The sequence below is a fragment of the Streptomyces sp. DS1-CR2 genome, assembly GCF_055760475.1.
On the sequence record NZ_CM147085.1, the window covers coordinates 1,553,600 to 1,577,348 of the forward strand.

Here is a 23,749-nt window from a genome sequence, read left to right on the forward strand (position 1 = left end):
GACAGGGACCACAGTGAACAACGAGGACATCACGGATCGCTTCCGTCAAGCCGGGCTGGATGTCGGGGGTTTCCTTGACGACGGGACGAGCCCGACGGTCACCGAAGCCTTCCGGGTGACGGCGCACATCGACACCGTGCCGTGGGCCCGGGTGCCGAAGCGGGACGACGATGCCCTGCGCCGGGCGCAGGACCTGTGGCTGTCGACGGCCCGCCGACGGGGCATTGTCACACCCGACGGCGCCTTCCTCACGGCCGCCGGCATGAGCCAGGGCTGGCTCCGCGTCTCCCTCACCGCCGGCACCGACCTCTCCCGGCTCGCGGATCCCTCCGGCGGCATCGAGTTCCTCACCCGCTCACCGGACGGGTCCCGGCTCTGCGCGATCTCCACCGAGGGCGGGGAACACTGGGTCATCGACGAGGCATACCCGCGGGCGGACGACGAGGACGACTGACGCGCCTCCCACGACCGAGGCGTCGGCCTTCCACCCCCGTCCTGAAACACCAGGTCAAGGGCCTGATTCTCATTGAGGATCAGGCCCTTTTGTCTCGGGTCACCGATTGCGAGCGATCTGTCACGTATCCCGGCCGTAAACGGGAGCCGCCGGATCTGCTGCTCGGCCCTCGACCGGCACACGAGCCGCCCCCGGGGTGAGTGACGTCAGGCGCGCAGCCCGGGGTGGACTCGCGGGCGGGGCGGGGCGCCCGGCTGCTCATGCGGATCCGCGAACAGCTCCGGATGGCTCGCCCGGATCGTTCCGATGTCGTCGAAGACGCCCTGAAGGTGTCCGCGCAGCGCGTCCTCGGCGCGCGCCCCGTCCCGCCGTTCCAGGGCGTCGACCACCGTGGTGTGCTCGTCGATCAGCGTCTCGATCCGGTGCGGCAGCGGCAGACTCAGCCGGCGGGCCCGGTCGAGGTGCGCCTTGGCGGTCGCCACCGTGCGCCACAGCGTGCGGTGGCCGCTCGCCTCCATCAGGCGGCGGTGGAAGGCCTCGTCCTGCTCGAAGAACACGTCCGCGTCCCCCGCCTTCAGCGCGGCCCGCTGTGCGTCGAGGATGGCGCGCAGCGCCGTGAAGTCCTGCGCGCCGGACTTCTTCACCGCCTCGCGCAGCGCCGCCAGTTCGAGCGCCTCCCGCATGAACTGGGCTTCCAGGACGGCGTCGACGCTGATCCGCGAGACGAACGTACCGAGCTTGGGGAAGACGTCGACCAGCGACTCCTCGCCCAGCAGGATCAGCGCCTCGCGTACCGGGGTGCGGCTGACGTCCAGCTCCCCGGCCAGCTCGTTCTCCGACAGGGGCGCGCCCGGCAGGAGCGCGAGGGAGGTGATCCGCGCCCGCAGCAGGGCGTGCACCCGAGTCCGGACCGACTCGCGCGGACGCGGTGCCTCCGCCTCGGTCCGTCGCGTCTGTCCCGTTTCCCGCCGCTGAGCTGCCATGACGCTCACTTTCTCACCTCAGCTGCGAGGATACTTACATACAAGGCTTGTATGTAAGTGCGGACAGGGGTAGAAAATGACGCGGAGGTCAACGGAACCCCTGGCCGCGCCGTGTCCCTGTCCCCGCTGTGGACACTCCTGTGCCCGGTCTCGCGAACCGCCTACCGTCACATCCGCACGTCCCCTCGACCGGAGGTCAACGATGACCACCCGCTCCGTCACCGAGAGTGAGGCGTCGGCTGCCCCGCCCGGCACCTCACTCCCCGCCCGCCCGCGCGGCCGGGGAAACAACGTCCGCTGGGGCATAGCCGTCCTGTGCTTCGGCGGCCTCGCGGTCAACTACCTGGACCGCTCCACGCTCAGCGTCGCGCTGCCGTCCATGTCGCACGACCTGCACATCGGTCCCGAGACGCAGGGCTTCATCCTCAGTGCCTTCTTCATCACGTACGCGCTGTGCCAACTGCCCGCCGGGGCGCTCCTGGACAAATACGGCGTGAAGCGGGTCTTCGCGATCGGCGCCATCTGGTGGTCGCTCGCCACCGTCGGGATGGGCCTGGTCCGCGGCGTCGGCTCGCTCGTCGGCGCCCGGATGCTGCTCGGCGCCGGTGAGGCCGCCGGCTATCCCGCACCCGCGAAGGCCGTCTCCCGCTGGTTCCCCCGTCACGAACGAACCCTCGCCAACAGCGTCTGGGACAACGGCGCGCGCGTCGGCACCGCCATCGCACTGCCGCTGGTGACGATGCTGGTCTCCGTGTTCCACTGGCGGGTCGCGTTCATCGCCTGCGGCCTGCTCGGCTTCCTGTGGATCATCGGCTGGTGGCGGCTCTACCACGAGCCCGCCGACCACCCGAAGCTGACCGCCGAGGAGCGCGCCTACATCGAGGCGGGCGGCGCTCACACCGACGAGACACCCGCGCAGGAGGCGGACGCGCCCAAGGTGCGCTGGCGGGACCTGTTCCGCTACCGGACGGTCTGGGGCATGATGCTCGGCTTCTTCTGCCTCAACTACGTCATCTACTTCTTCATCACCTGGTTCCCCAGCTACCTCGTCGACGAGCGCGGCTTCGACCTCCTCAAGCTGGGCTTCTTCGGTACGGTCCCGGGTCTGGTCGCCATCTTCGGGTCGCTGCTCGGCGGCTTCACCGCCGACCGGCTGCTCCGCAAGGGCTGGTCCACCACCAAGGTCCGCAAGACCTGCCTGGTCTCCGGCACGCTGTGCTCGTCCGTGATCGCGCTCGCCGTCGTCGTGCCGACCGCGTCCGGCGCCCTCGCGCTGCTCTCCCTCAGCTACGCCTCGCTGACCTTCTCCACCGCGTCCGTCGCGTCGCTGCCCGCCGACGTGGCGCCGACCGCCGGGCATGTCGCCTCGCTTGCCGGTATCCAGAACTTCGCCTCGAACGTGGCGGGGATCCTCGGCCCGATCGTCACCGGATTCCTGCTGGCGTCCTCCGGAGGCTCGTACCTGGTGCCGCTCCTGGTGTCCGGCGCCCTGTCCGTCGTCGGCGCCCTCACCTACGCGTTCGTCATCAAGCGCGTCGAACCGCTGCCGGTGCGCTAGCCCGCTCCATCCCCGTACGAGAGAAAGGGACGCCCCGTGGCCAAGTCGGTCGAGTCGGCCCAGTCGGTCGAGCCCGTCGAGTCCATGCATCGCGCCGCCGTGCTGCACGGTCCCAAGGACGTGCGCGTCGAGGACCGCCCGGTGCCCGAGCCCGGTCCGGGCCAGGTCCTGGTCGCCGTCCGTGCCGTCGGACTCTGCGGGTCCGACCTGCACTACTACGCCCACGGCGAGAACGGCCCGAACGTCCTGCGGCAGCCGACCGTCCTCGGCCACGAGCCGGCCGGCGTGGTCGTCGGCCACGGCGCGGGCGCCGACGATCTGCCCCACGGCACGGCCGTGGCGATCGAGCCCGCGCACCCGTGCGGCACGTGCGCGCTGTGCCGGGCCGGGCGCTACAACCTCTGCCCGAAGGGCACCTGTTTCGGTTCACCGCCGACCGACGGCGCGCTCGCCGAGTACGTGTGCGTGCCGCGGGACTTCGTGCATCCGCTGCCCGCGTCGACGGACGTCCGGCTCGGCGCGCTGATCGAGCCGCTCGCCGTCGCCGTGCACGCGGTGCGCCGCGCCGCGCTCGCCCCCGGTCACCGTGTGCTGGTCACGGGGGCGGGGCCGATCGGTGTGCTGGTCGCGCAGGTCGCGGCGGCCGTCGGCGCCGGGTCCGTGACGGTGTCCGATGTGGCAGCCGAGCGGCGGGAGTTCGCGGCGCGGCTCGGCCTGCACACGGTGGACGCCGCCGGCCTCGCGCCCGATCCGGAGCGGTCCCACGCGCTCGCCTCGCCGGACGGCTACGACGCCGTGTTCGACTGCTCCGGCGTGGGGCCCGCCCTGGTGTCGGGGATCCGCGCGCTGCGTCCCGGCGGCACCGCTGTGGTGGTCGGCAATCCGGGCCGGCCGCTGACCGAGCTGCCGCTGGCGTGGATGCAGCGTCAGGAACTGTCCCTTGTGACGTCGTTCCGGTACGGGGCAGGGGACTTCGCGGCGGCGGCCGCGTTGGCGGGCCGTGTCCAGCTGGCTGAACTGGTCACCTCCGCCTTCCCGTTGGAGCGGGCGGCCGAGGCGCTCGAGGTCGCGCTGACCGACCCGTCGCAGATGAAGGTCCTGGTCGAGCCGGCGCGGGAGGTCTGACGATGACCTTGCGCATCCGGCCCCGCCTGTCCCGTACCGCGCTCCCCGTGGCAGGCCTGAAGCTGCCTCCGCCCACCCCCGAACCTGGCATCGTCCACCTCGGCATGGGCAACTTCCACCGCGCCCACCAGGCTGTCCACACGGCCGACGCCCTGCGCCACAGCCCCGGCCCCTGGGGCATCACCGGTGTCTCGACGAGCGCGGCCCGAGGTCCGCGCCCTGTACTGACCGGCATGGCGGAACAGGACCAGCTCTACACGGTCCTCACCCTGCGCCGCGACGCGGGCGTCGCCGCGACCGTGCCCGGGGTGCACCATCCGGGCCTCGTCGCCGACGGACAAGGCACCGAGGTCGTCGCCGCGATCGGCAGCCCCACCACACGCATCGTCTCCCTCACGGTGACCGAGAAGGGGTACACCTTCGGCGCCGACGGCCGCCTCGACCTCGACGACCCGCTGGTCCGCGCCGACCTCGCGGGCGGCACGCCCCGCACCACCCTCGGCCTGATCGTGCGCGGGCTCCAGCACCGGGCCCGCACCGACGGGGCGCCGGTCGCCGTGCTCAGCTGCGACAACCTCATGGACAACGGGCACCGACTGCGCGCCCTCATCGACGAGTTCGTCGCCGCGCTGCCCGCCGCGGAACGCCCCGAGCTGCAGACCTACGTCGCGAGCTCGCTCACCACGCCGAACACCATGGTCGACCGGATCGCGCCCGCCACCACCGACGAGCACCGTGACCTGGTCGCCCGCGCCTTCGGCGTCCGCGACTCGGTGCCGGTGCCCGCCGAGCCGTACCGGCTGTGGGTCATGGAGGACGACTTCCGCGCCGGACGCCCGGCGTGGGAGCACGCGGGCGCACTGTTCACGGACGATGTCGCCCCGTACGAACTGATGAAACTGCGGCTCCTCAACGGCGCCCACTCGCTCCTCGCCTACCTCGGCCTGCTGCGCGGACACCGCTGCATCGACCAGGCGGTGACGGACGAACTCCTCGGCGGTGCCGTGGAGTTCGCGATGCGCGAGGAGATCCTGCCGACGATCCCGGAGCCCGAGGGAATGCCGGGCAAGGCCTACGTCACCGAACTCCTCGACCGGTTCGCCAATCCGGCGCTCGGCCACCGCACCGCGCAGGTCGGATCCGACGGTTCCCTGAAGATCCCGGTCCGCTGGGCGGGGGTGCTCGCCGAGTCGCTGGTGGCGGGGCGCGTCCCCCGCGTCCTCGCTCTCGGCCTCGCCGCGTACGTGCGCGTCATCACGGCCGACGCCGCATACGACGAGCGTGCGCTCGGCACGGTCCACGACGGTGCCCGCTCGCGCCTGGCCGAGCTCGCGGCCCGTGCGAGCGGTCCCGCCGACGCGGCCCGCCTGCTGCTCCGCGAAGGCGGCCTGCTGCCGCCGGAGGTCGCCCAGCACCCCGAACTCGGCGATGCGGTCGGCGAGTTCGCGCACACGCTGGCCGTGCACGGCATGAAGGCCGCCCTGCGTTCCGCGCGCACCTGATCCAGGTACCGGCCGCCGGACCCGTGCGCCGGCCGGTACCTCCCCCTGCCCCGCGCTCCCCCATCGAGAAGAACGGCACCCTATGGCCACCATCACCTCGGCCGAGGTCTTCGTCACCTGCCCCGGCCGCAACTACGTCACCCTGAAGATCACCACCTCGGACGGTGTCACCGGCATCGGCGACGCCACCCTCAACGGCCGCGAGCTGTCCGTCGCCTCCTACCTGCGCGACCACGTCTGCCCCACCCTGATCGGCAAGGACCCGGCCCGCATCGAGCAGCTGTGGCAGTACCTGTACAAGGGCGCCTACTGGCGGCGCGGCCCGGTCACCATGACGGCCATAGCCGCCGTCGACGTCGCTCTGTGGGACATCAAGGGCAAGGTCGCGGGCCTGCCCGTGTACCAGCTGCTGGGCGGCGCGGCCCGCGACGGCGTCACCGTATACGGCCACGCCAGCGGCAACACGGTCCCCGAACTCCTCGACGACGTACAGCGTTTCCTCGACAAGGGCTTCCGCGCGGTGCGCGCACAGGCGGCGGTGCCCGGTCTGGAGCGGGTGTACGGCATGCGCAAGGGCGACGGCGACACCTACGAGCCGGCCGACGGGGCGCTGCCCACCGAGGAAGTCTGGGACACCGGCGCCTACCTGGACTTCGTGCCGACCTACATGTCCGCCGTCCGCGAGCGGTTCGGCTACGGCTTCCACCTGCTGCACGACGTGCACCACCGGCTCACCCCCATCGAGGCGGGCCGCCTGGGCAAGTCCCTCGAGCCCTACCGCCTGTTCTGGATCGAGGACCCCACCCCGGCCGAGGACCAGGAGGCCTTCCGCCTCATCCGGCAGCACACCACGACACCGCTCGCGGTCGGCGAGATCTTCAACTCGATCTGGGACTGCCAGCACCTGATCACCAACCGCCTCGTCGACTACATCCGCACCTCCGTCTCGCACGCCGGCGGCATCACGCACCTGCGCAAGATCTTCTCGCTCGCCGAGCTGTACGGGGTCCGCTCCGGCTCGCACGGCGCGGGCGACCTCTCCCCCGCGTCGCTCGCGGCCGCGCTCCACGTCGACCTGTCGATCCCGAACTTCGGCATGCAGGAGTACATGGCCCATCTCCCGGGCTACGAGGAGGTGTTCGAGACGTCCTGGACGTTCGAGGACGGCCTGATGCACCCCGGCGACCGCCCCGGCATCGGCGTCGAGTTCGACGAGAAGGCCGCCGAGCGCTTCCCGTACGAGCGCAAGTACCTGCCGGTGAACAGGCTGCGGGACGGATCCGTGCACGACTGGTGAGGCGAGGGCCAGGGCAGCTGCCCGCCGTGGCGCCTCGGCGGCCTACGAGCCGGGACAGACGCTCGACGGGAGTCACGTCGGACGGGGCAGGCCGAAGTACTCCGCAGGCCCGCATCGGGCTGCCCGGTGTGCCGGTCGTCGAGGTGTCCGGGCTCACCACGACGTCCAGCAGCGAGTGCGGCGGAACCACGGGCAGCACCACGCTCACCCTGAAGATCGCGGGAGTTCCCGTTACGGTGTCGGGTAATCCGAATACGGAGATCCCGCTCGTCGTAGGTGGCCGGCTCATCGTGAACGAACAGCTCCCCTCGACCGGCTCCGATGCCGGTCTCAAGGTCAACGGCGTCCGCCTCGTCCATCCCGCCGGCGGTGGTCAGGTAGTCCTGGCCTCGACCTACAGCCACGATGCACAACTGCGGTGACTGACGAGCACGCCGACTGGGGCGGGCCGCAGGAGTACACGGACGTGTTCCTGCGGTCCGCCCGCCGGGCTGTGCTGGATCTCTGCGACCGGCGGGGCGGCGAGTTCGAGTCACTCACCGGCGAATCCGTGTCCGATGCCGCGGACACCGTGGTCGTCGCCGCCACCGCGGTGGTGCTCTTCCGTGGCCGTCGCTGCGTCTTCCGCCGCGGGATCTGGCCGCCGAACCACCCCGCCACCACGCAAGCGGCCCTCTACGCAACCGTCCTGGAGGAACGCCTGCTGACCCGGGTCCAGCCCCGGCTCGGCGAATACGCGTCGCCGGTCGATCTCTGAGAACACGCACTCACGAGTGTCGGCTCAATCCGCAGCCACTCCGCTCGGACCGGCCGTCGTGGCGCGAGCGCGCAACAGCCGATCGAGTACGGCGACCGGCGAGCGCGGGTGCAGGCTCCGACGGACGTCCAGACAGCCGTCGGCGTAGCCGCGAACTACGCACGGCCGCTCCCCCTCTTCCCTCTGGACACCGGGTCGGTCCCGGTACTGAGGAACCAGCACCGGGACTGATTTGCTATGTGGGGCCGTTGGGGAGCCGTCTGGCTGCCCCCTACCGATTGCGGCTGCGGGGGCCGTTGTACTGCTGGTCGGTGACGGGCTCGGCCCACACCGTCTCGGGGACGTCGTCGCCGGTGCCTTCCCACATGGCGATGTGCTCCATGAACCGGTCGGGTGCGGCGCCGTGCCAGTGCTCCTCGCCCGGCGGGCAGGAGACGGTCTCGCCGGGGTGGGCCTCGAGGAGCGTGCCGTCGCGGGTGCCGCTCCGAGCCGTGCGCGACGAACACATCGGCCAGCGAGCATGGGGCACTCTGTACCGCTGGGCGGGCACCCAGGAGTTCGCCGGTTCGGTCGTCGCGATCTGCCAACGCGTCCTAAGCGACCAGGCGGCAAGCGCCTCGATGGCCAAGATGGCCATGGTTCGACTGCGCCGCGTTGTTCACACTTCGCCTGCGGACGACACCAGGAACGCTGTTCTGGAGGTGTTCACCGAACTGTCCGGACGGCCTGACGGCATCGAACGACTGGCTGAGGAGGTACAGGCTTGGCAGGAGGCAAAGGCAAGCAGCCGAGCCGGTGCCCTTGCTTTCCTGGCCCTGATGTCGACCCCTCAGGAACCGCTCCCTCACCTGCTGACGCATGGCGAAAGCCTAGGCATCGATGTGGACCGCGCCCTCGGGGACCTTCTCGGCGACATGAGCACCGCGCCGGACGTCATCCCCCGTCTCTCGTCGTGGATCGCGGCGTCTGCCACCGATGAGAGCGCCTACGACGAGGTGGTCGCCCGACTCGTTCCCGTACTGCGCGGACATCGGATGTTCCAGGCATTCATGGACCTGATGCAGGCGCTCAAGGACGTTCGTACAGCCACTGGGGAAAACGCCGGGGCGGATTGCTACGAGCATCTCGTGGACAAGCGGCTCCGTCCCTTGATCAGCATCGAGGAAACGGAGGACCGGGCGTGAGGTGGTTTTGGCGCCCGGCCACGCGAACCACTCGCTGCCCAGTTCCACGGCAGCTACCGAGCGCCACCGAAGGAGTGTCGTTCGAGGCCACGTTCACCATCGCCTGGAGGCCGACCTGGCGCACTCGGCCGAACCTCGAGGAGTTAGTACGGGAACGCACCGTCACCGATGCTGCGAACGTCCTGGTACGCCAACCGGCCACCGACGTGCAGACTGCGCAGGACACAGTGAACGCCATGCTGGGCGAGCCGCGCCGTTTCCACACGGCCCACTACCGCCTCATGCGCGTCCGCGCCGACCTGCGTTTGACGGCAGCTTCCCACCAGATCCTGACGCAACGACAGGAAGACGAGGAACGGGTGCGCCGACTGCGCTTCCTCAGGGAGGAACTGTACGAACACCCCTCCCTTCTGCTCTTGGATCGCATCGAGCGAAGCACTGTTCCCCTAGAACCCAGGCAGGTAGCAGACTGGCAACGCGTGGCCCGATCAGTGGCCGCATCTGAGGAATGGTGGCGCCCACTCCTGGAGCAATGGGAACTCGTAGGACGCGGTTTCACTGGCGCCGAGATGCAGAACCGAGCACTCCTAGTGCTGCACGACGCCCTCGCCGCTCTCACCCAAGAGGCAGAGCCAGCAGAGGGAACCTCGTTGGCCGGACAGCCTCACCTGCGCAGCACAGGGTGAGCGAAGTGAAACTGACGCTGTGGCGGCTGATTCTCGACCCCGTCACCAGCTGGCGTGCACGCCGCCTGCAACGCGCGCACCCTGGTACGCCGTTCGATGCGGCCTGGCGCAGTTCGCGCATGCTGTCGGCGCCAGACGAGATGGTCTATCGGTTGCACGGCCACACTGCGGCCCCATACGTGTGCAGTGACAGACCAACAGAGGAGAGGTGACAGACCCACAGCTCTTTGAGAGGTTCCTGGTGAAGCGGTGCTTGCCCCAGAGACCCAAGCTGACCGGAGCTGGTCAACTGGAATCGACCGCGCTGGTCCACAAGCTGACCCATTCGGCGAAGATCGACTCAGCGCGGTGAGCGAGATCAGCTCCCGTCAGCAACTCGAGAGACCACAGCCAGTCCGGCTCACGTCGAACTGGGGAGGAGAGGTCCGGCAGTTCGGCACGGTGTGGTCGGAAGCCCCAGCGGCGCCGCCGGTACGGCCGAAAGATCTGAATCAATACCGGGAATCAGGCCGCGACGAGCTCCTGCTCGCGGTCCGGCGTCTTGACCTTGGGCTTCTTGTTCGGCAGCGAGAGGCGGAAGACCTTGTGCCACGCGGAGAACACCTGCTTGGGCAGCGGCCCGGTGACGTACTCCAGCTCGTACTTCTCGAACAGCGCGCGCACCTTCACCGCGACCTCGGCGTACCGGTTGCTCGGCAGGTCCGGGAACAGGTGGTGCTCGATCTGGTGCGAGAGGTTGCCAGTCATGAAGTGCATGGCCTTGCTGCCGCTGATGTTCGCCGAGCCCATCATCTGGCGCAGGTACCACTGGCCGCGCGTCTCGCCCTTGATCGACCGGCGCTCGAAGACCTGCACGCCCTCGGGGAAGTGCCCGCACATGATCACCGAGTGGGTCCAGATGTTGCGGACCAGGTTCGCGGTGAACGTGGCGGCGAGCGTGGGGAGGAACGACGGGCCCGACAGCAGCGGGTGGATCACGTAGTCCTTGAGCACCTGCTTGCGGATCTTGCGGCCCACGGCCTTGGCCCGCGCGCGGAACTCCGGGTCCTTGCGGCGGCGCTTGTGCAGGTTCTTGCCGAGCTCCAGGTCGTACGCTGCGATGCCGTACTCGAAGAAGCAGGCGTTGAGGAAGTTCCACAGCGGCTGGCCGAGGTGGAAGCGGTGCCACTTCTGGTCCTCGTCGACGCGCATGATGCCGTAGCCGAGGTCGTTGTCCTTGCCGATCACGTTGGTGTACGTGTGGTGCAGCTCGTTGTGCGAGTGCTTCCACTGCTGGGACGGCGAGACGTGATCCCACTCCCAGGTGGTGGAGTGGATCTTCGGGTCTCGCATCCAGTCCCACTGGCCGTGCAGGATGTTGTGGCCGATCTCCATGTTGTCCATGATCTTCGCCACGGACAGCCCGGCGGTGCCGATCAGCCACGCGGGCGGGAAGATCGAGAACAGCAGCACGCCCCTGCTGACCAGCTCGAGCTTGCGCTGCGCCGAGATGACCTTACGGATGTAGGCGGCGTCTTTCTCGCCGCGGCCGGCGATCACCTCGTCGCGGATCGCGTCCAGCTCGCGGCCGAGCTCCTCGATCTGCTCCGCGGTCAGGTGGGCCGTGGGGTCGATGGCGGTCAAGGTGTTCCTACCGTTCGATGTCGCAGGGGCCCGCCGCGGCGGACACGCAGGTCTGGATGAGGACGCCCGGCTCGGCCTCGGTGATCTCGCCGGTGCGCAGGTCGCGGACGGCGCCCGCCTTGAGCGGCGTGACGCAGCCGAAGCAGATGCCCATGCGGCACCCGGACGGCATGAGCACGCCGGCCTCCTCGCCGACGTCCAGCAACGGCGTGGCGCCGTCCGCGTCGACGGTCCTGCCGGTGGTGCTGAACGTGACCTCACCGCCGTCGCCGGCGGCGACGATGCTGGGGCGGAAGCGTTCGGTGTGCAGGCGCTCTTGGACGCCGTGTTCGCTCCAGTGCTTTTCGGCGGCGTCGAGCAGGCCCGCGGGCCCGCAGGCCCAGGTCTCGCGCTCGGCCCAGTCGGGCACGAGTTCGTCGAGACGGGCGATGTCGAGCATGCCGTCTGTGTCGGTGTGCACCTCGGTGAGCCGCAGCTTCTTGTCCGCGACCAGGTCGTGCAGTTCGTTGCGGAAGATCACGTCTTGCGGCTGTGGCGCGCAGTGGACCATGACGACGTCGTCGAACTCGGTGTCGCGCAGCATGCCCATCACGGGCGTGATGCCGCTGCCGGCCGTCAGGTAGAGCACCTTGGCGGGCTTGGCCTGCGGCAGCACGAAGTCACCGGTCGGCTGGTCGAGCTGGATCAGCGTGCCCGGTTTCGCCCTGCGGACCAGGTGGTTGCTGACCTTGCCGTCCGGGATCGCCTTCACGGTGATCGTGACGCGGCCGTCCTGGCGGTCTGTCGGCGAGGTGACCGAGTAGGCACGCCACAGGCGCACCCCGTCGACGTCGACCCCGATCCGCACGTACTGACCGGCTGTGTGGCCGCGCCAGCCCCGTCCCGGCCTGATCACGATGGTCGCGGCGTCACCCGTCTCGGGGTGCACGGCCTCAATGCGCCCACGCAGGTCAGCGCCCGCACGCAGCGGGCTGACCAGGTCGAGGTAGTCCGACGGCAGCAGCGGCGTCGTGACCATCTCCAGCAGTTTCCACGCCCTGCTGCGGAGGGCTGTACTCGTCATGACTCCAGCTTGCTGCGCCTCAGGGCGTAAAGTCCTGACCACAGGACGTAAATCTGGTCGGCTGAATTGTTCGTAGGGAACAAAACATGAGCCATGCAGTCCGGAGGGCCAGCGAACTGGCCTTGGATGAGACGACGGTCACCGCACTTCGGGCCGCGCTGAGGGCCACCGCCGACGAGGTCGTCCAGGCGATCATCGACGAGGTCCCTCCCTACGCCAACGCCCTTTCGGGCAGCATGGGCGGCACCATCCGCCGAGCCGTCCGCACCGCCCTGGGGCACTACCTGGACCTCGCGAGCGGGAACGCCACGGGCGGCGACGCCGGTGACGCGGCCTACGAGCTGGGACGCGGCGAGGTGCGCGACGGCCGTTCGATGGACGCCCTGCTCAGCGCCTACCGCGTCGGCGCCCGCGTGGCCTGGCGATGCCTGGCAGCGGGTGCCGTACCCGCAGGTCTGCCCGCCGCCGAGGTCGCCAAGTTCGCCGAGCTGACCTTCGCCTACATCGACGAGCTCTCCGCCGCGAGCGCCGCGGGCCACGCCGACGAACTGGCCGCCCGGGGCAGGGCCCACGAGCGCCACCTGGAACACCTGGCCCGCGACCTCCTCGCCGACGCGAGCCCGGATGTGCTGCTTGTCTCTGCTCAACGGGCCGGGTGGCAGCCTCCGGTTTCGCTGACCGCGGTCCTGCTGCCCGCCGCCCAGGCCCGGCCTGCCTACCGCGCGCTCGACCCGAGCACCCTCGTCCTCGACGATCTGCCGGACGCCACCGGTGTGCTGCTCGTCCCCGACGCCGACCGATCACATCTCTTGCGGCAGCTGACCGACCGCACCGCCGTGGTCGGCCCGGCCCGGCCATGGGCTCGTGCGTCCGCCTCGTACGCACGGGCCGCACGCGCGCGCTCCCTCTCCTCCGATATCCGCGACACCGAGGACCACCTGCCCGAGCTGGTGCTGAGCGCCGACGCGGACGCGTTCGCAGACCTGCGTGCCCGAGCCCTCGCACCGTTGCGGACCTTGCCTGTCGCGACCGCACGGCGGCTGGAGGAGACGTTGCGGGCGTGGCTGCTGCACCAGGGCAGGCGGGACGAGGTGGCGGCGGCGTTGTTCGTCCATCCCCAGACAGTCCGGTACCGGATGTCGCAGCTGCGGGAGCTGTTTCCGGATCTCGCATCGCCAGACCGGGTCCTTGAACTGACGCTGGCGGTCGGTCTTCGGGTCAGCTGACGCGTACTTCGACCGTCCACGACCGCGTCCGCGAGCGGTCCAGGATTCGTACCTCGTTCTCGGTGCCATCAGCTGGCTCATGCGGCCCGGGGAAGAGCGGTATGAGCCAGCTGAGACCCGGGGGTTGATGTGAAGACCAGACAAGGCCTCGGGAAGCCCGTCGGGGGCGCTGTCTCTGAGAAGCGCGGTGGCGGATACGGCTCGACTGTCCGGTGGACGATGCGCACCGGCCTGCTCGTCGACGCGCTCATCGAGCATCTGGTCGGCGATCTATGCGGCTATGCCCTGGAAACGGCTTTCATGTCGTCGTGGAGGGCGCTGTCCTGGCACGAACTGACCCACGGGCGCGCGGCGGGCTGCAGCTGGGTGACCGGCGGGGCGGCCAGGTCGGGTCACCAGGGGCGGGGGCCAGGTCGGGTCACCAGGGGCGGGGGGCCGGGCCGCTCGCGCCGGGGACCCCGTGGTTCTGCGACGGCCCCGAGCCTCCCTTCCGGCAGGTCAACCGGACGACCGACCGGGCCGGCCTGGCACACCGCGCGAGGGATGATGGGGATGGAATGACGGAACGTGAGGTCAGGAGCTTCCATGGCGAATCGGGTTCACCGACCCCGTGAGGACGCGGAGTTCAATTTCATCCTCGGGATGAGCGCAGTTCCGGTCCTCGCATACTTCACCGGGACATGGCCCAAGGCAATCGAGCCCTGCCGGGTGATGGACCTCGTCGTGGGTGGCATCGCCGACGACTACACGGGCCGCCTGACGGCCGTCCGCGCCGACATCACGCGTTGTCCGGCCGCAACCGAGCGATACGGGATCACCGGAGCCCCGTCCTACGTCCTGCTGAAGGAGGGAGAGGCGGTGGCGCACGGCACGGGGCCTATGACCATCGCCGAGGTACGGAAGTTCCTGGACGACCACCTCTGAGCGGCCGCTGCGGCACGTGGCCGCGACGCCCGTCACGTCTCGTCCATGGGAGCTGCGCCGCCTGAGACACCTTGGGGCTGAGACACCCCCACAGGCCACATAACGCCATCGAGTGCCGTTCCCACCGGTGCCGCGGCCCACTGACCCAGCTGCAGCGGCTTCTCATCCACGAGCTTCAGCAAGAGCGCAATCTCGTCACCGGTCGGTGCAACCGGAGGAGCACAGAGTTCACGGAGCTGCCCATTGCGCTGGTGTGTTCTCCGTATTCCTCGTCGGGGTCGTCCGGCTCCCAGCGCCCGAGTTCGATCTCCCACGAAGAGTCATCGTCGCCGGGTTTCGGCGCTTGTACCATCAGGTAGAAGCCGTCAGAGTCGTACGGCTCTGCAAAGAGCTGACAGCTCGCGTCGTCCAGTGACGCCATTCATCGCGGTCAACCCCGACTGGCCCTTCGCCCACCGCATCGGGAGCGTCATCGAGGACCGTCCCGCGTTCGGGTACGGGGCTGTGTACATCGCCGAAGACGGCCAGCAGGAAGTTCTGTCTCCCAGCATCCGAACGCAACTTAGCTGGTCCATGGCGTGAATCGCCCTTCCTCCGGGGACTACAAGTGCCGCTCGACGATCTCGTTGAGCGGCACTTTGCTCGTGTTTGTGCAGGGCCCATGCCGCCAAGCGTGCGAGGGGCTCTCATCTGCTCCGATCTTCACGCGCTGGGTCTCTGCCTATGACCACTCTCCTCTCCGGCCCGGCGCCGCCCTCCTCAGTTGGACGCCTATGGCGCCGAGCGAGATGAACTTGGCCGACCGCCTGGGTCTGCCCTCGACGGAGGTCCTCCTCGCGATCTCACCGAACCTGACGGTGACTGGATCCCGGTCGTCCGCCCCACACTGCTGAAGGTCATCGAGCCGCGCGCCGCACTGCCCGTGGCCAGGGCACGCCTCACCTGGCCAATCACCTTGGCCGGGACCTGATTTCGTTCTCCAAGTCGAACGGCCGAGAAGGCTACAACAAACACGTGCTGCCCGTGATTCAAGGGAGTTCGGTTCCCAGTGCCACTCTCGCGGCGTGCTGGAATGCACGGTCCGGCTCTCGTTTCGCCTCCGCCGCTCGTTTGAATCGCTCGTCGTGTGCTGGCAGGTGGCCGTTCCCTTCGTGGAGTGCGGCGGTGAACCATCGCATCACCTCCATGTCGAGGTCATACATCGCGCTCCGCAGCATGTCGGCTGCGTCGGCCACGGCTTGGGGGCCAGCGACGGTCACCGCAGCGGCGGCCGTGCTGAACTTCGTCCATGCGTCATGAGCGTCGGCGAAAGCCGAACGCCAGTCCTCGGGCGTGCTGTGCTCGTTCCAGGCGCAGTCGGAGAACTTCCAGCAAGCTGCGGACAGTTGCTTCGCGCTTGCGATGCAGGAGTTGTAGGTCTCCCTGCGCATCTCGTCGCGCCACCGCTCGCGTTCGGCTTCCCGTTGGTTGCGCTGCTGGCGCCCTTGGCCCAGCACAGAGAGCCAGGTTCCGCCCAGGCCGCCCATCGAACCTATCGCCGCACCCACGATCGCGGCCACGCTTGCTTCCATGTGCGGGCATTAGAGCGCATCGCTCCTCAACCAGCCAGAGGGCCTTATGGCCTCGTGCCGGGGAGGCTACACGGAGCGCGGTTCGGTGAAGTACGTACCGGCGAGGGCTCCGGCGTAGCCCATGGCCTGGGCGGCCGCCTCAAGGCTCGGGTGGTCGCGACCGCCGACGTCGATCATGGACTCGTAGTCCGCGCGGGTCAGTTCGGGCTCGACCCACTCGTGGGCGCAGCGAGCGGATGCGGATCGTGCTGCGATCGCAGATGACCATCCAGTCGCGGCGTGCACCGCAGTTCGAGCACATCACGGGGATACCCGTGATGCGGATCTCCTCCGGGTGAGTGGTGGCGCGCAGGCGGATGACGCCGTCGCCGAGCTGCGTCTCCTGCTGCAGCCGGAGCAGGGGGTCGTCGGTGCCGGCAGTGGCTGACGGAAAGGTTCTGGGCGTCTGGATGTTTTCGGTGAGCATGGACGACTTCGTCCTCCGCGCAACCACGGTCCGAGTTTCGGTCGCGTCATCGGGTCGGTCGCTCCCGAGACCTCCCAGTCATCGGCCCACCCGATGATGTGAGCCCCGACCGACGCAGCAGCTACGAGGACGCCCTCACGCTGCCGCTCGGGGGACGAAGTCGCGGCCTTCATACGGGACAGCCGGCGCACACCAAGCAAGCACTTGCCGCATCCGTCATAAGGCCGTTCGACGCCATCCAGGTTCGTGTCGTGCATCGCCTCTCCTCGTCGCTCGCAGCGTAAGGAGATTCGACGGTCCCTCCCAGGACGATCTTGCTCCGCCCCAGGTCACCCCAGGAAGCTCAACCGCACCTGACGGTCCGCGTTGTCCTTGTTCGTGTCCACCAGGCACACCGACTGCCACGTACCCAGTTCCAGGGTGCCGGCGATCACTGGAAGGGTGGCGTGGGGTGGGACCAGGGCCGGGAGCACGTGGTCGCGGCCGTGGCCTGGGGAGCCGTGGCGGTGTTGCCAGCGGTCGTCGGCGGGGAGCAGTGAGTGGAGGGCGGTGAGGAGGTCGTCGTCGCTGCCCGCGCCCGTCTCGATGACGGCCACACCCGCCGTCGCGTGCGGCACGAAGATGTTGAGCAGGCCGTCGCGGCCCGCGGCGACCTCGCTCAGGAAGGTCTCGCAGTCGTGGGTCAGGTCGACGACCCGCTCCGCGGAGCCGGTGGATACGTTCAGGATGCGCGTGGCGAAGGCGTCTGACATGCCTCCCATCCTCACTCACCCGGCGCCATGAACGCCCGACCCGCGCCCGTCACCTGATACAGCGCGTCCATCCATCGAGACGGCATTGACCATGCGTCGACAAGGTGGCTACTTTCTGCGGCATGTTGCGTTCAGTTCTGCTCACCACGCGCGGTCACATCGACCTGCTGCGGGTGGCCTCCGCCGCGTGTCGCCGCGGCTGCTGACGCCCTTCCCCCGCATCTCCGGCTACGCCACGTAGTCCCGTACGCCCCTGCCCCGACCCCGCGTGACCTCACGCGGGGGCGCTGACGCATACGCGTACCCCTTTCACCTTCACCGCTGTCCTCCCCTGCCCTCTGCGTGGAGCACTCATGAGCATCAGCCATGCCCCGCCGGACCCGGACGTCGTCGCCAAGTCGCCTGCCCCGGATGCCGTCCCCGCCGATTCCGATGCCCCCTCCCATGCCCCATCCCAGGCCGATTCCGTCGGCCGTCCCGAGCTCGTCCGTCTCGCTGCGTCCTCCACTCGCCGCACTCGGGTCCCGCGCTGGCTGCGTCGCACCTCCGGGCCGGTCCTGCTGCTCATCCTGTGGCAACTCCTCAGCGGTACAGGCGTGTTGACTGCGGATGTCCTTGCCTCGCCCGGCACCATTGCCCGCGTCGCCGGCGATCTCGTCTCCGACGGGTCGCTGCCGAACGCCATGGGCGTCTCGCTCCAACGCGTCGCGTTCGGCCTGCTGTTCGGCGTCGTCGTCGGTACCGGGCTCGCCCTCGTCTCGGGCCTGTTCCGGGTCGGTGAGGATCTCGTCGACGCCAGCGTGCAGATGCTGCGGACCGTGCCGTTCGTCGGGCTGATCCCGCTGTTCATCATCTGGTTCGGGATCGGCGAAGCACCGAAGATCGCGATCATCACGCTGGGCGTCTCGTTTCCGCTGTATCTGAACGTGTACGCCGGAATCCGCGGCGTGGACGCGCAGTTGATCGAGGCCGGCGAGTCGCTGGGGCTCTCCCGCTGGGGTCTCGTACGCCATGTGGTCCTGCCGGGCGCGCTGCCCGGCGCCATGACCGGGCTGCGGTACTCGCTGGGCATCGCATGGCTCGCCCTCGTCTTCGCCGAGCAGATCAACGCCGATGCCGGCATCGGCTTCCTGATGGTGCAGGCCCGTGACTTCCTGCGGACCGACGTCATCGTCGTCTGCCTGATCGTCTACGCGTTCCTGGGCCTGCTCGCCGACTTCGTCGTCCGTACCCTCGAAAGGCTGCTGCTGAAATGGCGACCGACGTTCACCGGCCGGTGACCACCACCAAGTCCCCGTCCGCACAGTCCGGTTCGGCCGTACGCGTGGAAGGGCTCACCCGCTCCTTCGACGGGCGGGCCGTCATCGACCGCCTCGATCTCGACGTGAAGCCCGGCGAGTTCGTGGCCCTGCTCGGCCGCAGCGGCTGCGGCAAGTCGACCCTGCTGCGTATCCTCGCCGGTCTCGACCGCGACATCGAGGGCACCGTACTCGTGCCGCGCCGCAAGGCCGTCGCGTTCCAGGCTCCGCGTCTCATGCCGTGGAAGCGGGTGTGGCGCAATGTGCTGCTCGGGCTGCCGGGCAAGCCCCAACGGGACGTCGCCGAGCAAGCGTTGGAGGAGGTCGGGCTCGGGCATCGTACGAGCGCGTGGCCCAAGACGCTCTCCGGCGGCGAGGCCCAGCGCGCGTCGCTGGCCCGCGCTCTGGTGCGCGAGCCCGATCTGCTGCTGCTCGACGAGCCGTTCGGCGCCCTCGACGCGCTCACCCGCATCAAGGCGCAGCGCCTCGTCGACGAACTGTGGCAGCGGCGCGGCTGCGCTGTCCTCCTGGTCACGCACGACGTCGAGGAGGCCGTCCTGCTCGCCGACCGCGTGCTCGTGATGGACGAAGGCGTCATCGCGTACGAGACCGAGATCGATCTGGAGCGTCCGCGCGGGATATCCGACCCGCGCTTCGGCGAACTGCGCGCCGAGCTGCTCCATCGTCTGGGGGTCGACACCCACGACAGCTCCCCGTCAGCCACTGCGGCCTGACGCTCAGTCAGCCCGACTCCCGACACACACAACCCGTACCGGCCCACCCGCCCTACGGCCATTCCAGCCTGCGCCGACGGACCGACGCCCACCAGCCGCGACCGACCAGCCATGACCAACCGCCAGGACCGACCTGCCATGAACCCACCGAACGGACTCCCCATGCGACGACGCCTCGCCCCCGCTCTGCTGCTCCCCCTGGCCCTGCTGCTCGCCGCCTGCTCCGGCACCTCCGCCGCCGATACGTCCACGGGCCGCTCGGGCAGCGGCAGGACCGACGGCAAGGGGAGCCTCACGCTCAACGTCGGTGACCAGAAGGGCGGTTCGGAAGCCGTACTCCGGGCCGCCGGAGAGCTCGACGACCTCGACTACAAGATCCGCTGGTCGACCTTCACGTCCGGGCCACCGCTCCTTGAGGCCGTCAATGCCAAGGCGGTCGACATTGGAGGGGTCGGCAACACCCCTCCCGTCTTTGCGGCCGGCGCCAACTCGAAGATCTCCATCGTGGCGGCCAGTCACGGGACCGCGAAGGGCGACACGATCCTCGTCCCGAACGGCTCGAAGCTGAAGAAGCCCGAGGAGCTCAAGGGCAGGTCCATCGCCGTGGCGCAGGGTTCGTCGGCGCACTACCAGTTGGTCGCTTCCCTGCAGAAGGTCGGTCTGTCGCTGAAGGACGTGCAGGTCAAGTACCTCCAGCCGGCCGACGCGCTGGCCGCGTTCACCGGGGGCAAAGTGGACGCCTGGGCCGTCTGGGACCCGTACACCTCCCAGGTTCTGCGGGGGAAGCAGGGGCGTGTGCTCACCGATGGGGACGGGCTCACCAATGGGCTCGCGTTCCAGGTCGCGGCGCCGTCCTCGCTCAAGGACAGCAAGAAGGCCGCTGCGATCGGCGACTACCTCAAGCGGCTCAAGCGTGCTCAGGACTGGGTCTTCAAGCATCCCGAGGCGTGGGCGAAGGTCTGGGCGAAGGACACCGGGCTGCCCTACGACGTCGCTCTGGACGCGGTGAAGCGCACCAACGGCACCCGGGTCACCGTCGCCGTGGACAAGCCCGCCATCGCCTCGGAGCAGCAGATCGCCGACACCTTCGCGAGGCTGAAGCTGATCCCCCGCAAGGTCGACTTCGCGTCGTTCGTGGACACCCGGTTCAACGGTGGTCTGCCGGCGTCGACGACCGCACCCCGCACCTTCGGCAAGGAGTCCTGACGATGAGCGTCCACCTTCACTGGTTTCTGCCGACGGGCGGCGACGGCCGCACGCTCGTGGACCGACACGCCTACACCGACGGGGGCGTGAAGCGCTCGCGGATCGCTCCGGTCAGCGGCGTGCGCGCGCCCGACATCGACTATCTGACCCAAATAGCCAAGGCCGCCGAGCAGTTGGGGTTCGAAGCGGTTCTGACGCCGACGGGCACGTGGTGCGAGGACGCCTGGCTGACGACGGTGGCCCTCGCCCAGCACACAGAGCGGCTCAAGTTCCTCGTGGCGTTCCGGCCCGGCGTGATCTCGCCGGTGCTCGCCGCCCAGATGGCAGCCACGTACCAGCGGATCACGCGCGGGCGGCTGCTCCTGAACGTGGTGACGGGTGGTGACTCGACCGAGCAGCGGCGCTTCGGCGACCACCTGGACCACGACCGGCGCTATGCGCGGACCGACGAGTTCCTCTCGGTCGTGCGCGGTGTGTGGAGCGGGCAGCCGTTCGACTTCGGCGGTGAGCACTACCAGGTGGAGGGCGGTCTCACCGCGTTGCCGCCCGACCCGCTGCCGGAGATCTTCTTCGGCGGTTCTTCGGCCGCGGCGGGTCCGGTCGCCGCGCGGCACACGGATGTGTATCTGACCTGGGGTGAGCCGCCCGAGCAGGTGAAGCAGAAGATTGACTGGATCCGGGGGCTCGCCGAGAAGGAGGGGCGCACGGTCCGGTTCGGGATCCGGCTGCACACGATGTCGCGCGACTCGTCGGCGGAGGCGTGGGCAACGGCGAACCGGCTGCTCGACGACCTGTCGCCGGAGACCGTGGCTGCCGCCCAGGAGGCGCTCGGCCGCAGCGAGTCTGTCGGGCAGCAGCGGATGCTCGCGCTCCACGGGGGCTCGCGCGACGACCTGGAGATCTCGCCCAATCTGTGGGCGGGCGTCGGGCTGGTGCGGGGCGGCGCGGGCACGGCGCTCGTCGGCAGCCACGCGGACGTCGCCGACCGGATAGAGGAGTACCACGCGCTGGGCGTCGAGCACTTCGTCCTGTCGGGCTATCCCCATCTGGAGGAGGCGTACTGGTTCGGGGAGGGCGTGATCCCGGATCTGGCGGCGCGCGGTCTGCTGCCGCGGATACCGGCGTCGCCTCTCACCAGGCCGGCCGTCGGTGGCGCGCCGCTTCTGGTCGCCGGGGGCCGCTGAATCGTCGCGCGCTCCCTGCGGGAAGATCCACGACCCCGGTGCAGTTAGTAGAAACGTGAACGATATCGGGGTGCGGGACACAGCGGACGTACGCGAGGTCGACGTGGTCGTCGTAGGCGCTGGGCAGGCAGGACTGTCCAGCGCCTACCACCTACGCCGGGCCGGCTTCGAGCCGGAGCGGGACTTCGTCGTCCTCGACCACTCACCGCGCCCCGGCGGCGCGTGGCAGTTCCGCTGGCCTTCGCTGACGTACGGCAGGGTGCACGGCATGCACTCGCTGCCGGGCATGGAACTGACCGGCGCGGACCCGTCCCGGCCGTCGTCAGAGGTGATCGCGGCGTACTTCGCCTCGTACGAGGAGACGTTCGACCTGCGGGTGCGGCGTCCCGTCGATGTGCGCGCCGTGCGCGAGGGGGGTGGGGGTCCCCCCTGGACGGAGCCTGTCGGAGTCCTTGGGGGAAGCAGGCTGCTCGTCGAGACGTCCGCCGGGACGTGGTCGACGCGTGCGCTGATCAATGCGACGGGCACCTGGGACCGGCCGTTCTGGCCGCGCTACCCGGGACAGGAGACGTTCCGCGGGCGTCAGCTGCACACCGCGATCTACCCGGGTCCGGAGGCGTTTCGCGGACAACGGGTGATCGTGGTGGGCGGCGGGGCCTCCGGGACGCAGCATCTGATGGAGATCGCGCCGTACGCGGCCGCGACGACCTGGGTGACGCGCCGGCCGCCCGTCTTCAACGAGGGCCCCTTCGACGAGAACCTCGGCCGCGCGGCCGTCGCCCTGGTCGACGAGCGGGTCCGGGCGGGGCTGCCCCCGCAGAGCGTGGTGTCGGTGACGGGGCTGCCGCTGAACGACGCGATCCGGCAGGCCCGTGCCGACGGTGTGCTCGACCGGCTGCCGATGTTCGACCGGATCACGCCGTCCGGCGTCGAGTGGGACGACGGCCGGCGCGTCGACGCGGACGTCATCCTGTGGGCCACGGGCTTCCGGCCCGCGATCGAGCATCTGGCAGCGCTGAAGCTGCGCGGGCCCGGCGGCGGCATCCAGGCCGAGGACACCCGGGTGGTCGCCGATCCGCGGATCCATCTGGTGGGCTACGGACCTTCGGCCAGCACGATCGGCGCCAACCGGGCAGGGCGCGCGGCCGTACGGGACATCAAGCGCCTGCTGGCCGGGGCGCCGGTCGCCGCCTGACGCTCCCGAACGCGACGCTCCGGCGCGGTCCGATCAGGCGGCGTGCGATCAGGCGCGGCCCAGTCAGTCGCGACCCGCTCAGGCGGACGACGGCTTGCCGCTCGTGCGCAGCTTGTTGAACTCCGCGACGTTCTTCTGCTGTTCGTTGAAGTCCGCCGTGAAGCGGGTGTCGCCGGGCTTGACCGTCACGAAGTACACCCAGTCCCCCTGCGGCGGGCTGATCGCGGCCTTCATGGCCTCGGCCCCGGGGTTGGCGATGGGGGTGGGCGGCAGCCCCATCCGGACATAGGTGTTGTACGGGTTCTCGGCCCGGGTGTCCTTGGTGGTGGTGTCGAGCGTGGAGCGGTTGAGCCCGTAGTTGATGGTCGAGTCCATCTGGAGCGGCATACCGCGGTCGAGCCGGTTGTAGATGACGCGGGCCACCTTCCCCATGTCTTCCTTGGTGGCCGCCTCGGCCTCGACGATGCTCGCGATGGTGAGGGTCTGATAGGGGTTCACCGCGTCCCGGTCGGCTCCCGCCGTCACCTGGCTGCCGTTCAACTTCCTGTTGGCGGTGTTGACCATGTAGGACAGCAGGCCCGCCGGAGTCGACTTGTCGTTGAGTGGATACGTCGCCGGGAAGAGGTAGCCCTCCGGGTTGCCCCCCGCGTCCCCCGGGAGCTTGAGGCCGGCCTTGGGGACGGCCTTCTTGCTCGTGCCTGCCGGTACACCGAGGGCCTTGTCCAGCGCCTCGTAGACCCGGCCCGCGCGCCAGCCTTCGGGGACGGTCAACGCCTGCGGCCGCTTGTCACCGCCCCCGTGGAGCGGGAGCAGGAGCGGCACCACCACTGCGGCGGACGCCGCCACGAGGGCCCCACCAGCGATCAGGGAGGCGCGGCCCCGGCGCTTCAGTCGCATCGTGCTCCTTTGCGGAGTCTCGTTCAGCATGGCCGAACGCTAACCCGCAGAGTGCGGCAAACCG

23 protein-coding genes and 1 pseudogene are annotated in these 23,749 nt (G+C 69.5%); 16 read left to right on the forward strand and 8 right to left on the reverse strand.

Annotated features, from left to right (window positions below; genetic code table 11):
- The first annotated feature begins 13 nt into the window (after window positions 1–13).
- Window positions 14–454, forward strand: a complete 441-nt coding sequence (locus ACY0PA_RS07760) for a hypothetical protein (RefSeq protein ID WP_473083968.1) — start codon at window positions 14–16, stop codon at window positions 452–454.
- A 206-nt stretch (window positions 455–660) separates the two neighbouring features.
- Here the strand turns inward: ACY0PA_RS07760 and ACY0PA_RS07765 are convergent, their stop codons facing one another.
- The gene (locus tag ACY0PA_RS07765) at window positions 661–1,437 is read right to left on the reverse strand and encodes a GntR family transcriptional regulator (protein ID WP_473083969.1); all 777 of its coding nucleotides are present in this window, start codon (window positions 1,435–1,437) and stop codon (window positions 661–663) included.
- Window positions 1,438–1,639: 202 nt separating this feature from the next.
- On the opposite strand from ACY0PA_RS07765, the gene ACY0PA_RS07770 reads away from it, so the two are divergent.
- The 6 genes from ACY0PA_RS07770 to ACY0PA_RS07795 all read left to right on the forward strand — a co-directional run bounded on the left by ACY0PA_RS07770 (window position 1,640) and on the right by ACY0PA_RS07795 (window position 7,676).
- Window positions 1,640–2,995, forward strand: coding sequence for an MFS transporter (locus ACY0PA_RS07770; protein ID WP_473083970.1), 1,356 nt, complete (start codon window positions 1,640–1,642; stop codon window positions 2,993–2,995).
- Between the two features lie 36 nt (window positions 2,996–3,031).
- Complete coding sequence (locus ACY0PA_RS07775) at window positions 3,032–4,120, forward strand: alcohol dehydrogenase catalytic domain-containing protein (RefSeq protein WP_473083971.1); 1,089 nt, start codon at window positions 3,032–3,034, stop codon at window positions 4,118–4,120.
- A 2-nt stretch (window positions 4,121–4,122) separates the two neighbouring features.
- The gene (locus tag ACY0PA_RS07780) at window positions 4,123–5,622 is read left to right on the forward strand and encodes a mannitol dehydrogenase family protein (protein WP_473083972.1); all 1,500 of its coding nucleotides are present in this window, start codon (window positions 4,123–4,125) and stop codon (window positions 5,620–5,622) included.
- Between the two features lie 82 nt (window positions 5,623–5,704).
- Window positions 5,705–6,919 carry a D-mannonate dehydratase ManD gene (gene manD / locus ACY0PA_RS07785; RefSeq protein WP_473083973.1) on the forward strand — a complete coding sequence of 405 codons (1,215 nt, stop codon included), beginning with the start codon at window positions 5,705–5,707 and terminating at the stop codon, window positions 6,917–6,919.
- A 26-nt stretch (window positions 6,920–6,945) separates the two neighbouring features.
- Entirely contained in the window at window positions 6,946–7,341 is a 396-nt protein-coding gene (locus ACY0PA_RS07790) for a choice-of-anchor P family protein (RefSeq protein WP_473083974.1), read from the forward strand.
- Window positions 7,338–7,676: a hypothetical protein gene (locus ACY0PA_RS07795; protein ID WP_473083975.1), complete on the forward strand. Its 339-nt coding sequence runs from the start codon at window positions 7,338–7,340 to the stop codon at window positions 7,674–7,676. The genes ACY0PA_RS07790 and ACY0PA_RS07795 overlap by 4 nt, the downstream gene beginning before the upstream one ends.
- A gap of 271 nt (window positions 7,677–7,947) precedes the next feature.
- Here the strand turns inward: ACY0PA_RS07795 and ACY0PA_RS07800 are convergent.
- Window positions 7,948–8,169: pseudogene (locus ACY0PA_RS07800) on the reverse strand (cupin domain-containing protein); the annotation flags it as partial.
- Here ACY0PA_RS07800 and ACY0PA_RS07805 point away from each other — a divergent pair.
- Window positions 8,168–8,860: a hypothetical protein gene (locus ACY0PA_RS07805; protein ID WP_473083976.1), complete on the forward strand. Its 693-nt coding sequence runs from the start codon at window positions 8,168–8,170 to the stop codon at window positions 8,858–8,860. The pseudogene ACY0PA_RS07800 and the gene ACY0PA_RS07805 overlap by 2 nt on opposite strands.
- A 143-nt stretch (window positions 8,861–9,003) precedes the next feature.
- On the opposite strand, the gene ACY0PA_RS07810 is transcribed toward ACY0PA_RS07805, so the two are convergent.
- From ACY0PA_RS07810 to ACY0PA_RS07820, 3 genes are all read right to left on the reverse strand, one after another.
- Window positions 9,004–9,261 (reverse strand): hypothetical protein, encoded by a 258-nt coding sequence (locus ACY0PA_RS07810; protein WP_473083977.1) that lies wholly within the window; start codon window positions 9,259–9,261, stop codon window positions 9,004–9,006.
- Between the two features lie 789 nt (window positions 9,262–10,050).
- Window positions 10,051–11,169 (reverse strand): fatty acid desaturase family protein, encoded by a 1,119-nt coding sequence (locus ACY0PA_RS07815; RefSeq protein WP_473083978.1) that lies wholly within the window; start codon window positions 11,167–11,169, stop codon window positions 10,051–10,053.
- A 7-nt stretch (window positions 11,170–11,176) separates the two neighbouring features.
- The gene (locus ACY0PA_RS07820) at window positions 11,177–12,232 is read right to left on the reverse strand and encodes a ferredoxin reductase (protein ID WP_473083979.1); all 1,056 of its coding nucleotides are present in this window, start codon (window positions 12,230–12,232) and stop codon (window positions 11,177–11,179) included.
- Between the two features lie 86 nt (window positions 12,233–12,318).
- On the opposite strand from ACY0PA_RS07820, the gene ACY0PA_RS07825 reads away from it, so the two are divergent.
- Window positions 12,319–13,458: a PucR-like N-terminal domain-containing protein gene (locus tag ACY0PA_RS07825; protein WP_473083980.1), complete on the forward strand. Its 1,140-nt coding sequence runs from the start codon at window positions 12,319–12,321 to the stop codon at window positions 13,456–13,458.
- Between the two features lie 585 nt (window positions 13,459–14,043).
- A complete protein-coding gene (locus ACY0PA_RS07830; protein WP_473083981.1) occupies window positions 14,044–14,382 on the forward strand; it encodes a thioredoxin family protein in 339 nt (112 codons plus the stop codon).
- Between the two features lie 1,028 nt (window positions 14,383–15,410).
- On the opposite strand, the gene ACY0PA_RS07835 is transcribed toward ACY0PA_RS07830, so the two are convergent.
- Both ACY0PA_RS07835 and ACY0PA_RS07840 read right to left on the reverse strand, forming a co-directional pair.
- Complete coding sequence (locus ACY0PA_RS07835; RefSeq protein ID WP_473083982.1) at window positions 15,411–15,941, reverse strand: hypothetical protein; 531 nt, start codon at window positions 15,939–15,941, stop codon at window positions 15,411–15,413.
- A gap of 807 nt (window positions 15,942–16,748) precedes the next feature.
- The gene (locus tag ACY0PA_RS07840) at window positions 16,749–17,171 is read right to left on the reverse strand and encodes a YjbQ family protein (RefSeq protein ID WP_473083983.1); all 423 of its coding nucleotides are present in this window, start codon (window positions 17,169–17,171) and stop codon (window positions 16,749–16,751) included.
- 122 nt (window positions 17,172–17,293) lie between these two features.
- Here ACY0PA_RS07840 and ACY0PA_RS07845 point away from each other — a divergent pair, with 122 nt between their 5' ends.
- From ACY0PA_RS07845 to ACY0PA_RS07870, 6 genes are all read left to right on the forward strand, one after another.
- Window positions 17,294–17,377 (forward strand): putative leader peptide, encoded by an 84-nt coding sequence (locus ACY0PA_RS07845; protein ID WP_350495123.1) that lies wholly within the window; start codon window positions 17,294–17,296, stop codon window positions 17,375–17,377.
- Window positions 17,378–17,524: 147 nt separating this feature from the next.
- Entirely contained in the window at window positions 17,525–18,451 is a 927-nt protein-coding gene (locus ACY0PA_RS07850; protein WP_473083984.1) for an ABC transporter permease, read from the forward strand.
- Entirely contained in the window at window positions 18,424–19,203 is a 780-nt protein-coding gene (locus tag ACY0PA_RS07855; protein WP_473083985.1) for an ABC transporter ATP-binding protein, read from the forward strand. The genes ACY0PA_RS07850 and ACY0PA_RS07855 overlap by 28 nt, the downstream gene beginning before the upstream one ends.
- Before the next feature lie 162 nt (window positions 19,204–19,365).
- The gene (locus ACY0PA_RS07860) at window positions 19,366–20,409 is read left to right on the forward strand and encodes an ABC transporter substrate-binding protein (protein WP_473086264.1); all 1,044 of its coding nucleotides are present in this window, start codon (window positions 19,366–19,368) and stop codon (window positions 20,407–20,409) included.
- 2 nt (window positions 20,410–20,411) lie between these two features.
- Window positions 20,412–21,593, forward strand: coding sequence for an LLM class flavin-dependent oxidoreductase (locus ACY0PA_RS07865; RefSeq protein WP_473083986.1), 1,182 nt, complete (start codon window positions 20,412–20,414; stop codon window positions 21,591–21,593).
- A 70-nt stretch (window positions 21,594–21,663) separates the two neighbouring features.
- Window positions 21,664–22,788, forward strand: coding sequence for an NAD(P)-binding domain-containing protein (locus ACY0PA_RS07870; RefSeq protein ID WP_473083987.1), 1,125 nt, complete (start codon window positions 21,664–21,666; stop codon window positions 22,786–22,788).
- Window positions 22,789–22,866: 78 nt separating this feature from the next.
- Here the strand turns inward: ACY0PA_RS07870 and mltG are convergent, their stop codons facing one another.
- The gene (mltG, locus tag ACY0PA_RS07875; RefSeq protein WP_473083988.1) at window positions 22,867–23,715 is read right to left on the reverse strand and encodes an endolytic transglycosylase MltG; all 849 of its coding nucleotides are present in this window, start codon (window positions 23,713–23,715) and stop codon (window positions 22,867–22,869) included.
- Window positions 23,716–23,749: the final 34 nt, after the last annotated feature.